Source organism: Kribbella jejuensis (assembly GCF_006715085.1).
Taxonomy (GTDB): Bacteria; Actinomycetota; Actinomycetes; order Propionibacteriales; family Kribbellaceae; genus Kribbella; species Kribbella jejuensis.
In genome coordinates this window covers 301877-318141 of sequence record NZ_VFMM01000001.1, presented here as the reverse complement: position 1 = coordinate 318141, position 16265 = coordinate 301877, and the positions used below count along the sequence as shown (strand labels likewise).

Sequence of the window (16265 nt, the reverse complement as noted above, 5' to 3'; positions counted from 1 at the left end):
TCACGCGACAGCGCTACGATCCGGGCGATTCATGGGATTAATCCTCGTCTTCCCGACGGAGGTTATGTAATGAGCGACCTGGTGAGCTCAGCTCGGTCCGGCCGGCAGCGGCTGTGGTACGACCGGCCGGCCGCAACCTGGCTGGAGGCCCTACCACTCGGCAACGGCCGGATCGGCGCGATGTGCTTCGGAGGTACCGCGACCGACCGCATCGCGCTCAACGACGAGACGCTGTGGTCGGGTGGTCCGGAGACCGCGCGACAGTTGTCGGTTCCGCTCGGGGCGACCGGACCGGACGCCGTGCAGGCGGTCCGCGAGGCCTTGTGGGCGGGCGACATCCGGCGGGCGCATGACTTCGCGCGGGGTTTCCACTCCGGTTACTCGCAGGCGTACCTGCCGCTCGGAGACCTGTTGATCGAGACGCGCGTCGGTGGTTCCGCGCCGGTCGACGACACGGTCACGGCGTACCGGCGGGCGCTCGATCTCGACGAGGCGGTCGCGACGACGCAGTACGACGTCGACGGCGAGCACGTTCAGCAGGAGGTTTTCGTCAGCGCACCGGACGACGTCCTCGTGGTGCGGCTGTCGGCGTCCGCGCCGGCGCTCGCGCTCACCTGCCGGTTGTCGTCGCTACTGCAGTCGCGCGGACATGCGGTCGAGGGCGGCCTGGGATTGCTGCTCCAGGCGCCGGCGGACGTCGCGCCCCCGCACCGCGACGTCCCCGAGCCGATCCGGTACTCCGACGGCGCGGACCGAGGGATGGCGGCGGCGATCGCATTGCGATCGCTCACCGACGGCGAGGTCCGGGCGACGGATTCTCAGCTCGAGGTCGAGGACGCGACCGAGATCGTGCTGGTGCTCTGCACCGCTACCGGGTACGACGGACCGTCGACGCCACCGAACCGGACGGCTGTCGAATGCCTGATCAGAGCGGATCGTGCGGTGTCGAACGCACTCGGCCGCGGATTCGCCGACCTCCTCGAGGATCATCTGAAGGACCACCGGCGGCTCTTCCGCCGGTCGTCGCTGGAACTCGTCGGGATACCTGAGGTGTCGGAGCAGCCGACCGATGTCCGGGTGGCCGGGTCGGTCGACCTCGACGACCCCGCGCTCGCGGCCCTCGCCTACAACTACGGGCGTTACCTGATGGTCGCGAGTTCGCGGCCCGGTGGCCTGCCGACGAACCTGCAGGGCATCTGGAACGACATCCTGCGACCGCCGTGGAGTTCGAACTTCACCGTCAACATCAACACCGAGATGAACTACTGGCCGGCCGAGACGACGAACCTCCCCGAGTGCCACGAGCCACTGCTGAGGTTTATCGATCACCTCGCGGAAGCGGGCCGCACGACCGCCCATGAACGCTACGGCTGCGGCGGCTGGACCGCGCACCACAACACCGACGCCTGGTGCTGGGCGAACCCGGTCGAAGGCGATCCGCGCTGGTCGAACTGGCCGTTGGCCGGCGCATGGCTGGCCCGGCATCTGTGGGATCACTACGAGTTCACCGGCGATCTCTCGTTCCTCGGTGAATCGTGGCGCACGTTGCGCGGCGCGGCCGAGTTCTGCCTCGACTGGCTGGTCGAACTGCCCGACGGCAGCCTCGGTACGGCGCCGTCGACCTCGCCGGAGAACGACTACATCGCTCCGGACGGGCAGCCCGCGTCGGTGACCGTGTCGTCGACGATGGACCTCGCCCTGATCTCGGATCTGTTCCACCGGGTCGAGCAGGCCGCCGCACTGCTGGACGTCGTCGATCCGCTCGTCGCCGAGATCTCCACGGCACGCAAGCGGCTGCCGGAACCGCCGATCGGCGCGCGAGGGCAACTGCAGGAATGGGCGGCCGATCTGCCGGAGGAGGATCCGCACCACCGGCACATGTCGCACCTGGTCGGCGTACACCCCGGTGATGCGATCACTCCGGACACCACCCCGGCACTGGCGGCCGCGGCCTTGCGCTCACTCGATCTGCGTGGTGACGAGGCGACCGGATGGTCGCTCGCCTGGAAGATCTGTCTGCGGGCGCGGCTGCAGGACGCGGCGGGCGCGCACCGGCTGATCAGGGCGTTCCTCCGGCCGGCCGACGACCGGGCCACCGGGCGGCCGGGAAGCGGCGCCGGTGTGTACCCGAACCTGTTCTGTGCGCACCCGCCGTTCCAGATCGACGGCAACTTCGGTGCCACCGCCGGTATCGCCGAGATGCTGCTGCAGAGCCATACCGGCGACATCGTCCTGCTGCCGGCACTGCCCGACGCCTGGAGCAGCGGACGGGTGAGCGGGCTGCGGGCTCGCGGCGGCGTGGTCGTCGACATCGCCTGGACGCCGAACGGCATCGAGGCCGTCCTGACCGCCGACCGCGACCAGGAACGGACCGTCCGGTACGGCGACGGACAGGTGCGCGTCCGGCTGATCGCGGGACTCGCCCATCGCCTGAGCACGTCCTGAACCGACCTGAAACCGGCACCCCCGAAGGAGGTCCCATGGCAACCCTGACCACGGTCCGGCCACCGGCCGGTGAGACGCCTGCCCGGCGTACGCGTCGTCGGCGGCGCGAACGCCCGGGTGTTCAAGGACTGCGGCGCAGCCTGCGGCGGCACTGGACGCTGTATTTGTTGATGGTCGTGCCGCTGCTGTGGTTCGCGGTGTTCAAGTACATCCCGATGTCGAACGCGGTGCTGGCGTTCAAGAGCTACAACGTGATCAAGGGCATTTGGGGGAGTCCGTGGGTCGGGTGGCAGAACTTCGACCTGTTCTTCCACAACCCGGTGTTCTGGACCCTGGTGAAGAACACCTTCGTGCTCTCGCTCTACACAGTGGCGGCAAGCTTCCCGATCGCGATCGTGCTCGCGCTGGCCTTGAACGAGGTCCGCAACGGTGTCTTCAAGCGCACGGTGCAGATGGTGACGTACGCGCCGTACTTCATCTCCACCGTCGTGGTCGTCTCGATGACGATCCTGGTGCTGTCGCCGCGACTCGGCATCGTCAACGAGGGGCTCGGGTTCTTCGGCGTACCGGCGATCGACTTCCTCGGTAACCCGGACTACTTCCGGCACATCTATGTGTGGTCCGACGTCTGGCAGACGACTGGGTACTCCGCGGTGATCTACCTGGCGGCGTTGGCCGGGATCGATCCGGCGCTGCACGAGGCCGCGCGGGTGGACGGTGCGAGCCGGCTGCGGCGGATTCTGCATGTCGATCTGCCGGGCATCATGCCGACGGCGGTGATCATCCTGGTTCTTGCGGTCGGCAACATCATGGCGATCGGGTTCGAGAAGGCGTTCCTGCTGCAGAACCCGTTGAACCTGAGCCAGTCCGAGATCATCGCGACGTACGTGTACAAGACCGGTCTGCTGAACGCGGACTTCAGCGGGGCGACCGCGGTGGGCCTGTTCAACTCGGTGATCAACCTGGCCCTGCTGCTGATCGTGAATGTGATCGCGAAACGAGTCACCGGGAACGGACTGTGGTCATGACGACGTTGACCGAAACGACTACGCCGGCCAGCAAGCGGTTGGAGCGCCGCGCGGCGCGGGCACGGCGGATCCGCGAGCCGCGCACGGACCGGATCTTCTTGTTCTGTGTGTACCTGCTGCTGGGCGTCTTCTTGCTCGTCGTGCTGTTGCCGTTGTTGTACATCGTGGCGAGTTCGTTCAGCAGTCCGGAGGCGGTGTCGTCGGGCCGGGTGCTGTTCTGGCCGGTCGACTTCTCGCTGCGCGGTTATCACGCCGTGTTCGAGAATCCGCAGATCATCCAGGGCTATCTGAACTCGCTGTTCTACACGGTCGTCGGGACGATCGTCAGCGTCACGATGACGATCGCGATCGCCTATCCGCTGTCGCGCCGGACGCTGGTCGGCCGGAACGTCGTGATGACACTGATCCTGTTCACGATGCTGTTCACCGGCGGGCTGATCCCGACCTACCTCGTCGTGCAGTCGGCCGGTCTGCTCGACACCCGGTGGGCGTTGATCATTCCGCAGGCGATCGGTGTCTGGCAGGTGATCATCGCCCGCACCTATTTCCGCACCGCCATCCCCGAGGAACTCGTCGAGGCGTCGCAACTCGACGGCTGCGGCGACCTCCGCTTCCTGTGGTCGGTGGTGATCCCACTGGCCAAGCCGATGATCGCCGTGGTCGCGTTGATGTACGCGATCATGCAGTGGAACTCCTACTTCGACGCGCTGATCTACCTGAAGAACCCGGACCTGTTCCCGCTGCAACTCGTGCTGCGAAACATCCTCATCCTCAACACGACCGGCGGCGGAGCCGTCGACGCGTCGGTCGTCATCCAGCGCCAGCAGCTTGCCGACCTGCTCAAGTACTCGCTGATCGTGGTGGCGAGCGTGCCGGTGCTGCTGATCTACCCGTTCGTCGCGCGCTACTTCACCAAGGGAATCCTGATCGGCGCCGTCAAGGGCTGATCTCCGGTACCACTCCGACCTGTCCCCGTCTCTGTGAGGAACCCATGTCTGTCAAATTCAGTAGGCGGAGGCGTGCCGCGATCGCCGGCATCAGCCTCCTCGCGTTCGCCCTCGCGGCCTGTTCCGGAGGCAGCTCGAACGATTCCAGCAGCAAGCCGTTGCCGACGATCACCGGGAACCCGGCCGTCACGCTGAACGTGTTCGCGCCGCAGTCGGCCGACACGAACCTGGCCACCAACGACTTCACCAAGCTGATCCAGCAGAAGTTCAACATCACGATCAAGTGGCAGACCACGACCTACGACGGTGGTCCGGCCAAGGAGAAGCGGCAGATCTCACTGGCCAGCGGCGACTACCCGGACCTGTACCTGCTGATCCCGTGGGTCGACCAGTTCACCCAGACCGACCTGCTCAAGCTGTCGAACCAGGGCGTCGTCGTACCGCTGAACCAGCTCATCGACCAGTACGCGCCGAACATCAAGAAGGCCTTGGACTCCACCCCCGAGTGGAAGTCGATGGCCACCGCGCCGGACGGTAAGATCTACGGCCTGCCGCAGTGGGTGGACTGCTTCCACTGCTCGTACCAGGACAAGCTCTGGATGAACTCGGCCTGGCTGAAGAAGCTCGGACTGCAGCAACCGAAGACGACCGAGGACATGCGCAAGGTCCTGGAGGCGTTCAAGACCCAGGACCCGAACGGCAACGGCAAGGCGGACGAGATCCCGCTCAGCGCCGATGTGCGGGACTTCCTGATCCCGTACTTCATGAACGCGTTCATCTACGACCCGCAGGGTTCCAGCGGGTACAACAACTCGGCCCTGGTGCTGAACAACGGCAAGGTCGACATCCAGGCGAACAAGGACGGCTGGCGAGAAGGCCTCAAGTACCTCAACTCGCTGTACAAGGAAGGCTTGATCGACAAGGGCGCCTTCACCCAGAACGGGGACGCGCTCTCGCAGCAGGGCAACCACGCCGGCTCGGTGATCCTCGGGTCCGCGACCGTGCTGCACCCGGGCATCTTCGTCAACACCGGTTCGGCCGACGGACGGGACAAGCAGTACGACGCCGTACCGCCGCTGACCGGTCCGGAAGGCAAGAACTACACCGGCTACAACTTCCCGAGCGCGCCCGGTGCGACGTTCGTGCTGACCAGCAAGGCGACGCCGGAGAAGCAGATCGCTGCGATCAAGATGCTCGACTACATCTTCACCGACCAGGGTCAGATCAACGGTCAGTTCGGGATGAAGGGCAAGGGCTGGACCGATCCGGGCCCCGGTGACGTCGCGCTCGACAAGTCGCTGAAGCCGATCTTCAAGCAGATCCCGCAGAAGCCCGGCACGGCGCCGCGGAACTCCGGCTGGGGCGCGATGGCGCAGTACAACAACACCGCCCACTTCCGGAACTCCGAGGCGATCGGCACCGACATCTACTCGCAGGCGGGATACGAACGCAAGCTCTACGAAGCGACAAAGCTGTACGCCGGTCACGAGGACAAGGCCCAGATCTACCCGTTCTGGAAGGTGTGGATCGACCCGGCTCAGGCCAACGAGCTCGCGACCCTGCAGACCAACATCGACAACTACGTCCAGCAGAACGCGCTCCAATTCGTCACCGGCTCGAAGAACATCGACACCGATTGGGACGCTTACGTCAAGGGCCTCGACAGCCTGGGACTGAAGCGCTACCTGGAGATCCAGCAGACCGCCTACGACAAGGTGCCCAAATGACAAACACGTTCGAGTCCAGTTTCGAGTCCCTGCGCACGTTCCAGTGTCCGGAGTGGTTCCGGGACGCGAAGTTCGGGATCTGGTCGCACTGGGGGCCGCAGGCGGTCCCGCGGTACGGCGACTGGTACGCCCGGCACATGTACCGCGAGGGCAGCGACCAGTACCGCTACCACCTGCGGACCTACGGGCCGCCGTCGCAGTTCGGGTACGAGGACGTCGTCCGGCTGTGGAAGGCCGAGCGGTTCGACCCGGACGCGCTGATGGAGCAGTTCGTCGCCGCCGGAGCGCGGTACTTCGTCGCGCAGACCGTGCACCACGACAACTTCTTCAACTACGACTCGGCGGTGAACCCCTGGAACTCGGTCAAGGCCGGTCCGGGCAAGGACATCGTCGCGTTGTGGAAGGCCGCCGCGGACGCGCACGGGCTGCCGTTCGGTATCACCGAGCACCTCGGCGCGTCGTACACCTGGATGAAGGCCACCGAGGGCGGTGAGGTGCCGGATCCCTGGTACACCGACGATCCGGCCTGGCACCACTACTGGCTCGAGTCGGTGACCGAGATGATCGACCGGTTCCAGCCCGACCTGCTGTACTCCGACGGAGCACTGCCGTTCGGCGAGGTCGACTACACGCCCGGCCTGCGGGCGGTGTCGCACCTGTACAACACGAGCGCGCAGGTGCACGGCGCGAACCGGGCCGTCTACCAGCAGAAGGACCGCCGGCCGGAGATCAGCGCGGTCGGTGTGATGGACATCGAACGCAGCCAGATCCCTGCAATCGGTGCTGCGCCGTGGCAGACCGACACCTCGATCGGCGACTGGTTCTACAACGTGCGCGACGTCTACAAGACCGCGGGGCACGTCGTCGAGATGCTGGTCGACATCGTGTCGAAGAACGGCAACCTGCTGCTGAACGTGCCGCAGTTGCCCGACGGCTCGCTCGACCTCGAGTGCACCCGGATCCTGGAGGATCTCGGTGCCTGGATGCGGGTCTGCGGCGAGGGCATCTACGGCACCCGGCCGTTCCGGGTGTTCGGCGAGGGTCCGCGCAGCGTGGTCATCGACGGCTTCACCGAGGACAGGGTGAACTGGACGAGTTCCGACTTCCGGTTCACCCGCCGCGACAACACCGTCTACGCCTTCCAGTTGGCGTGGCCCGACGACGGCCGCGCGGTGATCCGCAGCCTGGCCGGCCACGAATCCGTAGCCGGCGTCCGCCTGCTCGGCCACGGCCCGGTCGACTTCGAGCAGGCTCACGGCACCCTGGTCGTCCGCCTGCCCGACAAACAACCGGTCGAGTTCGCCAACTGCCTGGCCCTCGACCTGGCGACCGAATGATCTGAACGGGAGCGGTGGGTCGAGGTGTCACTGCAGCGGCAGTGGAGCCTCGACCCACCACGGGTGGCTGTCGAGATCGATGCGGACCACCCATTTGACCCAGTGGTAGCCGCGCCGGCCGGGGACCACCAGGCGCGCCGGGGCGCCGTGCCCGGCGGTGAGGGCGTTGCCACCGATGCCAGTGGCGAGGAGTAGGTGGTCGGTCAGCGGCAGCCGACGGTGGTAGCCCGTCGCGCTCGTCACCTTGACCGTTCCGGTCGCACCGTCGGGGAGCAGCCTGCTCACTCGTACGCCGGACCACTCCTGCTCCGTCCACCACCCGCCGGTGCAGTCCAGGACGGCGATCAGCCGGTCGTCCCATTCGCCGAGATCCTCCAGGGACCAGTCCCGGGAGGTGCCACCGCTCGACACGGTCAGCCGCCAGGAGGTGAGGCCGAGGTCGGGCACCGGGTCGAAGAGCCACGACGTGACCGGGATCGCGGCGACCGAGGACGACGTGAGTTCGAACGAGCCGGTGGATCGGCGTACCCCGGACGGCGTCGCCACTGCACTGGCTCCCCGGGCGGTCCCCTCGAGGAGGCCGGCCGCGGAGGCGACCAGCCCGAGCCGCAGCAACGCGCGTCGCGAGACGTCGGCCCGGCGTGCCCGGACCGGTCGACGGTGCGCATGCAGGAGGGTGAGGATCGCCGCAACGACGCCGGCGGCGACATGCAACTGCAGCGTAGTGACAGGTGCGGCGGCCAGCAGGGCACCGGCCCGGTGCGCCACGCCGGTAACCAGCGCGACGACCGTTGTCGCGGTCAGGAGCAGCGAGACGACCCAGCCGGGCCGTCGCGCACGGCGCAGCGCTCGCCGTACCACGATCGACTTCCAGGGAACGAGAACGACGACGGCCAGACCAACAGCCCCGTGCAGGAACGCGATCGGCCACACGAGCCCGCCGCCGAGTACGAACATGCAGAGCCCCGACACCGCAGCCAGCGGAACCACGACCAGAAGAACGAGATTGGCCGTCCGACCCTTCACCCGTCCACAGTAATGCGCAGATCCTCCAGTACGACGTCGGGTGCCGAGAAGACTGCGTAGAGGGTGTGTACTCCGGGGACCGTGGTCAGGTCTGCGGACAGTTCGATGAGGTCCTGGGTCGGCGGGATCCGCAGGGTGCTGAGGAGCTCGCCGTGGAGGGGGTCGTCGAGGCGGAGTTGGATGGTGGCCGGCTCGTCGGTGCGGTTGGCCGCTCGGGCCCGGACGCCGGTGGACTCGAGCAGGACGTCGTCGAAGGCGAGCCAGGCTTGGGATTCCAGCGAGATCACCGCGTCGCCGCGTTGCGGGGTCGCCGCGGTCAGAGTGACGGCGCAGTAGTCGTCGAAACTGGTGGCGGCGAGGTCGAGCGTGCGCGGTGGGATGCGTTCGCCGCGGACGTCGAGGGTAGTGCTGAGGCGGAGGTCGGCGCTGGAGGAGCCGACCATGATGCTGTGGCCGGCGGATTCGACGCAGTGCCGATCACGCGTCACGTCCCAGAAGCCCAGGTCGGCCGCGTTGATCGTGAGCTCGATCTGCGTGGTTTCGCCGGGCTGCAAACAGACCCGGCGGAACCCGCGCAGCTGCCGCAGGGGTTGCTTGACGCGTGACCGCTGCTGGCGCGAGTACAGTTGCGCGACTTCGGTGCCGGGGCGATCGCCGGTGTTGGTGACAGTGAACGTGACGTGAACCTCTCCGTCCGCCGGGATCGACGGTGTGCTCAGCCGCAGATCGCCGTACGCGAACGTCGTGTAGCTGAGGCCGTGGCCGAACGGATACAGCGGAGTGCCGCGGAAGTAAAGGTACGTCGCGTCGGTCGTGACGATGTCGTAGTCGAGCAGACCGGGCAGGTCGGCGGCGGAGTCGTACCAGGTCTGGGTCAACCGGCCCGACGGGTCGTGGTCGCCGAACAGTACGTCGGCCAGCGCGCGACCGTACTCCTGTCCACCGTGTGCGGACCACAGGATCGCCGGCAGGTGCTGCTGGGCCCAGCCGATCGCGAACGGGTAACTGCTGGTCAGCACCAGGACGGTCCGCGGGTTCGCGGCGTGCACCTGGCGGATGAGGCGCTCCTGGCCGACCGGGAGGTCGAGGCTTTCCCGGTCCTCGGTCTCGCGGCCGTTCACCAGCGGGTGGTTGCCTGCGACAACGATCGTGAGATCGGCGGCGGCCGCGAGCTCGGCCGCCCGGGCGGCGCCGTCGACCAGGACGTCGATCTCGAACGCCGAACCCTCGTCGGCGAGGCCCACGGTGCCGTGTTCGTCCACGGCCAGGTAGCGGCCACTGTGCTGATGCTGGATCAGCACCTCGTCGGCCTGCCGCACGAGCCGGAACGTCTCCTTGACCTCCCAGCCGTTCGGACCCGGCTGGTCCGCCACCACTTCGCCGTCGTCGGCAACGCTGACGTGCTGACCGTTGAAAACCGACCGCAACGCCCACGAACCGCCGCCCCAGTCGAACAGGTCGAACTCGCCGGGTACGCTGCCGGTCCGCAGCGCCGCGTCCGGAGCGACGGTGACGTACGACGACGTACCGGCGATCCGGAGGCAGACCCGGTCGACGCCCTCGTGGTAGTCGACCCGGTGCCGGCCCAGGCGTTCGGCGATGCCGTCCAGTGCGGTGATCTGGTACGGCAGCGTGCCGGCGTACCAGTCCGCGGACAGCGTCCCGGCGAGCGGCCCGACGACCGCGACCCGGGTCAGCGTCGACGCGGACAGCGGCAGCAGTCGGCTGTCGTGTTTGAGCAGCACGATCGACTCGCGGGCCGCGTCCTGGGCGAGCCGGCGATGCGCCGGGCAGTTCACCAGTTCGGGCTCGAGCTCGCGGTACGGGTCGAGCTCGGGCGGGTCGAATTCGCCCAGCCGCAGGCGGATCGCGAGCACCCGCCGGGCCGCGGCGTCGATGTCCTCGGCGGTGATCAGTCCGCGGTCGAGCGCGGTCGTCAGCCGCTCGACGGTCGGAGCGGAGTTCGTGTCGTCCTGGGTGAAGTTGTCGACGCCCGCCTTGAGCGCGGCCGCGTAGGCGCTCGGTCCGTCGGGCAGGAACTGCTGCAGGCCGAACAGGTTGGCCGGTGCGTACGCGTCGCTGACCACCAGGATCTCGTCGGTCGTCCAGGTCCGGAGCACGTCGTTGATCAGCGGGCTCAGATGGGTGGGCCGGCCGTTCACCAGGTTGTACGACGGCATCACCGCGACCGCGACGCCGGCCTCGATCGGGGAGCGGTACGCCGGGAGCTCGTAGTCGTGCAGGACCCGCGGCGGGAGGTTGCTCGACGTCGTGCACCGGTCGGTCTCGTTGTTGTAGGCAAGGAAATGCTTGAGCGTCGGCGCGGTCTTCAGGTACTTCGGGTCGTCGCCGGCCAGGCCACGCGCGTACGCGGTCGCGATCACGCCCGTCAGCCACGGATCCTCGGCGTACCCCTCCTCGTTGCGGCCCCAGCGCGGGTCCCGGAGCGGGTTCACCACCGGCGCCCAGACGTTCAGTCCGACGCTGGCCGGGTCCTTGTGGTGGAACACCCGGACCTCGTCGCCGACGGCCGAACCGACCGCGCGGACGAGTTCGGGATTCCAGCCTGTCGCAAGGCCGATCGCCTGCGGGAACACGGTCGCGGGACCGTGCCAGGCGACGCCGTGCAGGGCCTCGGTGCCGGTACGGAACGCCTCCAGACCGAGCCGTGGAACGGCCGACTGGTACTGGTGCAGCAGCGCGATCTTCTCCTCCCGGGTGAGCCGGGCGAGCAGGTCGTCGAGCCGCTCAACGGTCGGGCGTGCCGGGTCGCGGAACGGGGGAGTTGGAGTACTCATGGCGATCGACTCCAATGGCAGGGTATGTCGAAGCGCTTCGACAATCGGGCGTGAAACCGAGGGTGACATCCTGCGCGCTCACGGTCAAGACCCCGGGGCAGGCGCTTTCCGGCTTCAGCCCGGCAGTCGGCCGCTGGTCAGCGGGGTCAGCGCCTGAGCGGTCGCGCCCAGGGGAGTGGCGGTGTGCGGGAAGCTGGACGGCACGACGGTGCAGCCGCCGGCGTCCGGCGCGATGGTCGCTTCCCGCAGGGCCTTGTCGACCGCGGGAGCCAGGTGTTCGGCGAGTAGGGCGTACGCGCCGCCGAGCACCACCACTTCCGGGTTGAGGACATTGACGAGAGCGGCGATGCCGTGACCGAGGTGGGTGCCGGCCTCGGTGAGCACTCCGATGACGTCCGCCTCGCGGTTGTCCGCCCGGCGCATCAGCCCTTCGAGTTGGCGCTGTGAGTCCTCCTCGTCGACCGTCGCGCCGACCCGGGCGAGGATCGCGGGTACACCGGCGAGCGCTTCCAGGCAGCCGCGGCGGCCGCACGCGCAGAGCGGGCCGTCCGGGATCAGTCGCAGGTGGCCGATTTCCCCGACGTACCCGAGATGCCCCTGCAGCGGCCGGCCGTCGACGATGATGCCGGCGCCGACGCCGGTGTCGCCGGTCAGCTGGATCAGGTTCGGCGTACCGGCGTACTCGCCGTAGAGGTGCTCGGCCAGCACGCCCAGCGACGCGTCGTTGTCGACCGTCACCGGAATGTCCGGCCGCCCGAGCGCCGCGGCCAGCTCGGACCCCAGCGGCACGTCCCGCCAGCCCAGCCCGGCGGCCAGGACGACCGCACCGTCGCGGTTCACCAGCCCGGGTACGCCGACGGTGATGCCGAGCACCCGCCGCCCGGACGACTGCACCGAAGCGATTGCCCGGCGGGCCAGCGCGGCGATCGCCGCGATCGCCTTCGCCGGTCCGGCGTCGGGCCCCGGCCCGGCGCGGTGCCAGCGCAGCACCTGCTCGCCGGCCGCGTCACAGCCGAGCGCGGTCAGGCCGCGCGCGCTGACCTCGAGCCCGATGGTCGCGTACGCCGAACCGTCGAGCACGAGCAGGGTCGCCGGACGGCCGACGTGGTTCTGGGTCTGCTGGGTCTCGCGGACCAGCCGGCGGTCGAGCAGCTCGCCGACGATGCTCGTGACGGTCGCCTTGTTCAAGCCGGTGGCCGACGCGATCGCGGCTCGCGAGCACGGCGCTTCCCGGCGCAGATGGGCCAGTACCGCGGCCAGGTTGATCGCGCGGATGTCGGTGTGGTCGGCGGTCTGTGTGATCAAGGTCCGTCCCGTCGAAAGAAGTTCTGGGTCAGTTCTACACCTTGTCGCATGGTCTGGCCTGGGTTAATTTGTTTGGCGACCAGCCCAACTAATTCTAGGAGATGCGACGTGACCGGACCAGCGATCGGCGGGGCCAGCCGCCGGACCTTCATCTCCCTGCTCGGCGCCGGCGCGGCCGCTGCCGCCGGCGGGGTCACGCTGACCGGCTGCTCCAACGGCAGCTCGGGTTCCAGTACGTCGGGGCACGCCGAGACCGAGGACAAGTTGTCCGGGCTGCTGCCGAAGTACGTCCAGTACGAACCGGTCAAGCCGGATCTGCCGGGCCAGGACGGCGCCTCGCCGGGCTTCACGCACTACCCGGCCGAGCTGAAGCGGGCGGTGCCGGACAAGATGGTGCCCAGTGGCAAGCCGGTGACCGCGATGACGCCGCTGTGGAGCCCGATCCCGCCGCTGGCGAACAACTCGTACTTCGAGGCGAACGACGAGCGGATCGGTGCCCCGGTCAAGTTCAACATCCTGAACGGCAACGACTACGGCGACAAGCTCGGCCCGATCCTTGCCGCCGGCAACGTCCCGGAGCTGCTCTGCATCCCGGGCTGGAACATCTCCGGGCTGACCCGGTTCGGCCAGGCGGTGGACAAGCTGTTCGAGGATCTGACGCCGTACCTCGCCGGTGACAAGGCCGCGGCGTACCCGATGCTGGCGAACCTGCCGACCAGGGCCTGGGCGTACGGCGTCTGGAACAGCCAGCTCAAGGCGGTGCCGTTCCCGTCCGACGGGTTCCCGTGGGCGCTGTTCTACCGCAAGGACATCTTCGACCAGGTCGGCGCGCAGCCGCCGAAGAACGCCGACGACATGCTCGCGCTGGGCAAGCAGATGACCGACGCCAAGTCCGGTCGCTGGGCGTTCGGCTCGGTCGCCGACGAGGTGGCCCGGATGTTCGGTGCGCCGGGGAGCTGGCGTAAGGACTCCAGCGGCAAGCTGGTGAACAAGATCGAGACGCCGGAGTTCGAGGAGTCGGTGGCGTTCGTCCGGCAGCTGTTCCAGTCGGGCTACGTGCATCCCGAGGTGGTCGGCAACTCGGCCGACGAGAAGGCGCTGTTCGAGGGCGGCAAGTTCGTGATCCGGCAGGACGGGCTGGGTGCCTGGGCCGAGTCGCTGCAGCGGCAGCTGCCGACGAACCCCAAGTTCAACCCGCAGCCGGTGGTGCCGTTCGCCCACGACGGCGGCACTCCGATCACCTGGGGCGGTGACCCGGCCGGGATCTTCACCTTCGTGAAGAAGGGAGTCGGCGAGGCACGCGTCAAGGAGCTGCTCGGCGTCCTGAACTACACGGCCGCACCGTTCGGGACCGAGGAGTACCAGCTGTACAACTACGGGGTCGAGGGCAAGCACTACACGCGGCAGAGCAACGGTGCGCCGAAGCTGACGGCGCTGGGCCAGAAAGAAGTCTCGCAGACGTACATCTTCCTGGGTGGCCGTCCGGTCGCCATCACGCAGAGCGAGTACCCGGGGTACGTCGAGTCGATGTGTGCCTGGGAGAACACGGCGATCAAGTTCCGGGAGAAGAATCTCTTCGAGGGCATCCGGGTGGAGCAACCCGCCAAGATGGCCGCGCTGGCCAAGCCGTTCGACGACGCGCTGCAGGACATCTACCGCGGGCGCAAGCCGGTCAGTTACCTGAAGACGGCCGTCAAGCAGTGGCAGGACAACGGCGGCAACGAAGGCCGTGACTTCTACGCGAAGGTTCTCAGTGACAACGGCCGTTGAGCCTTCGGTGAAGGCGGAGGAGACCCGACAGACCAAGGAACCCGTCCACCGGCGGAACAGGAGTGGCGGAGCGAAGTTCCGGCACCGGTTGCGGCGGGACTGGCCGCTGCTGTTGATGGTGGCGCCGGTGATCGTGCTGCTGGGCGTGTTCCACTATTTCCCGACGCTGGGGAACGTGATCGCGTTCCAGGACTACTCGCCGTACACCGGGATCCGGGGCAGCGACTTCGTCGGTTTCGCCAACTTCCAGCGGATGTTCTCCGAACCCGCGTTCTGGCGGGCCGTGGCGAACACGCTGTCGATCACGGTGGTGCAGCTGGCGTTCTTCTTCCCGATCCCGATCGGGCTGGCCTTGTTGCTGAACAGTGTTCTGTCCGCGAAGATCCGCAACGTCATCCAGGGCATCGTCTATCTGCCGCACTTCTTCTCCTGGGTCCTCGTCGTCTCGCTGTTCCAGCAGATGATCGGCGGCGCCGGCCTGCTCTCGCAGACGCTGCGCGAGCACGGCCACTCGGCGATCGACCTGATGACCAAGCCCGACACGTTCATTCTGCTGGTCACCGCACAGGCGGTCTGGAAGGACGCCGGCTGGGGCATGATCGTGTTCCTCGCCGCGTTGTCGACGATCAGCCCGGAGCTCTACGAGTCGGCGGCGGCCGACGGCGCGAACCGCTGGCGGCGTCTGTGGCACATCACTCTGCCCGGTCTGCGCCCGGTGATCGTGCTGCTGCTGATCCTGCGGCTCGGTGACGCGCTGACGGTCGGGTTCGAGCAGTTCATCCTGCAGCGCAGCGCCGTCGGCGGCAACGCCGCGGAAGTACTCGACACCTTCGTCTATTACCAGGGCCTGCTCGCCGGCGACTTCGGCTACGGCGCCGCCGCCGGTTTGTTCAAAGGCGTGGTCGGCCTCGTCCTCGTCCTGGTGGCCAACAGATTCGCCCACATGGTGGGCGAGCAGGGGGTGTATTCGCGCTCATGACCACACGAGCTGTCTGGGAAGAAGAACCGACGATCGTCGACCGGCTGACCAAGCCGCTGGTGCTGACGCTGATCGCGCTCGCGGTGGCGTTCCCGCTGTACGTCGTCGTGGTGACGAGCCTGTCCTCGACCGAGGCGGTCACGCGAGCGGGCGGCCTGGTCGTCGTACCGCGGGAACTCACGATCGCGGCGTACGTGCAGCTGCTGTCCGGCGGCGTGGTGACGAGGGCGCTGGTGATCAGCGTGCTGATCACCCTTGTCGGTACGGCGTTCAGCCTCGGGATCACCGTGCTCGCCGCGTACGGGCTGTCGCGGCCGGGATCGTTGTTCCACCGGCCGCTGCTGTTCGTCGTACTGCTGACGTTCCTGTTCGGGCCCGGCATCATCCCGAGCTATCTGCTGGTGAACTCGCTCGGGCTGATCGACCACTATGCGTCGCTGATCCTGCCGGCCGCGATCTCGGCCTTCAACCTGATCGTGATGCGGTCGTTCTTCATGGGCATTCCGGGTGAGCTGATCGACAGCGCCCGGATCGACGGTGCGGGCGACCTGTCCATCCTGCGCCGGATCGTGCTGCCGCTGTCGAAGGCGGTGGTCGCGGTCGTCGGGCTGTTCTACGCGGTCGGTTACTGGAACGCGTTCTTCAACGCGCTGCTGTACATCAACGACAACAGCAAGTGGCCGTTGCAGATGGTGCTGCGGACGTACATCGTCCAGCAGCAGGCACTTCCGACCGGCGCCGGTGGTGTCTCGACCGGCGTCGGACTGGGGCTGCAACCGGCGCCCGGGCTGGCGATCAAGATGGCGATCGTGGTGATCGCGATCCTGCCGGTGCTGCTCGTCTATCCGTTCATCCAGCGGCACTTCACCAAGGGCGTCATCATCGGCGCGGTCAAGGGGTGAC

General features: G+C 67.7%; 11 protein-coding genes. 8 read left to right on the top strand and 3 right to left on the bottom strand.

Annotated features, from left to right (window positions below; all coding sequences use genetic code 11):
* The first annotated feature begins 69 nt into the window (after positions 1-69).
* Genes FB475_RS01505 through FB475_RS01485 form a run of 5 tightly spaced genes read left to right on the top strand, consistent with a single transcriptional unit; the run spans position 70 to position 7484 of the window.
* Positions 70-2445: a glycoside hydrolase family 95 protein gene (locus FB475_RS01505; RefSeq protein WP_185759007.1), complete on the top strand. Its 2376-nt coding sequence runs from the start codon at positions 70-72 to the stop codon at positions 2443-2445.
* Positions 2446-2480: 35 nt separating this feature from the next.
* Positions 2481-3473 (top strand): ABC transporter permease, encoded by a 993-nt coding sequence (locus tag FB475_RS01500; RefSeq protein ID WP_141851799.1) that lies wholly within the window; start codon positions 2481-2483, stop codon positions 3471-3473.
* On the top strand, positions 3470-4420 hold the full coding sequence (locus FB475_RS01495; protein ID WP_141851797.1) for a carbohydrate ABC transporter permease: 951 nt from the start codon (positions 3470-3472) through the stop codon (positions 4418-4420). The genes FB475_RS01500 and FB475_RS01495 overlap by 4 nt, the downstream gene beginning before the upstream one ends.
* Positions 4421-4464: 44 nt before the next feature.
* Positions 4465-6147, top strand: coding sequence for a type 2 periplasmic-binding domain-containing protein (locus tag FB475_RS01490; protein WP_141851795.1), 1683 nt, complete (start codon positions 4465-4467; stop codon positions 6145-6147).
* Entirely contained in the window at positions 6144-7484 is a 1341-nt protein-coding gene (locus tag FB475_RS01485; RefSeq protein ID WP_141851793.1) for an alpha-L-fucosidase, read from the top strand. Before FB475_RS01490 ends, FB475_RS01485 begins: the two co-directional genes overlap by 4 nt.
* A 27-nt stretch (positions 7485-7511) precedes the next feature.
* On the opposite strand, the gene FB475_RS01480 is transcribed toward FB475_RS01485, so the two are convergent.
* The 3 genes from FB475_RS01480 to FB475_RS01470 all read right to left on the bottom strand — a co-directional run bounded on the left by FB475_RS01480 (position 7512) and on the right by FB475_RS01470 (position 12613).
* Positions 7512-8510, bottom strand: a complete 999-nt coding sequence (locus FB475_RS01480; RefSeq protein ID WP_141851791.1) for a molybdopterin-dependent oxidoreductase — start codon at positions 8508-8510, stop codon at positions 7512-7514.
* Positions 8507-11308: a glycoside hydrolase family 3 protein gene (locus FB475_RS01475; protein WP_141851789.1), complete on the bottom strand. Its 2802-nt coding sequence runs from the start codon at positions 11306-11308 to the stop codon at positions 8507-8509. The genes FB475_RS01480 and FB475_RS01475 overlap by 4 nt, the downstream gene beginning before the upstream one ends.
* A gap of 114 nt (positions 11309-11422) precedes the next feature.
* Complete coding sequence (locus tag FB475_RS01470; protein ID WP_141851787.1) at positions 11423-12613, bottom strand: ROK family transcriptional regulator; 1191 nt, start codon at positions 12611-12613, stop codon at positions 11423-11425.
* A 108-nt stretch (positions 12614-12721) separates the two neighbouring features.
* On the opposite strand from FB475_RS01470, the gene FB475_RS01465 reads away from it, so the two are divergent.
* From FB475_RS01465 to FB475_RS01455, 3 genes are read left to right on the top strand one after another with little or no spacing between them, the layout of a single operon-like run.
* Complete coding sequence (locus tag FB475_RS01465) at positions 12722-14383, top strand: type 2 periplasmic-binding domain-containing protein (protein WP_238331902.1); 1662 nt, start codon at positions 12722-12724, stop codon at positions 14381-14383.
* Positions 14367-15362, top strand: a complete 996-nt coding sequence (locus FB475_RS01460) for an ABC transporter permease (RefSeq protein ID WP_238331901.1) — start codon at positions 14367-14369, stop codon at positions 15360-15362. The genes FB475_RS01465 and FB475_RS01460 overlap by 17 nt, the downstream gene beginning before the upstream one ends.
* Positions 15359-16264 (top strand): carbohydrate ABC transporter permease, encoded by a 906-nt coding sequence (locus FB475_RS01455; protein ID WP_141851783.1) that lies wholly within the window; start codon positions 15359-15361, stop codon positions 16262-16264. Before FB475_RS01460 ends, FB475_RS01455 begins: the two co-directional genes overlap by 4 nt.
* Position 16265: the final 1 nt, after the last annotated feature.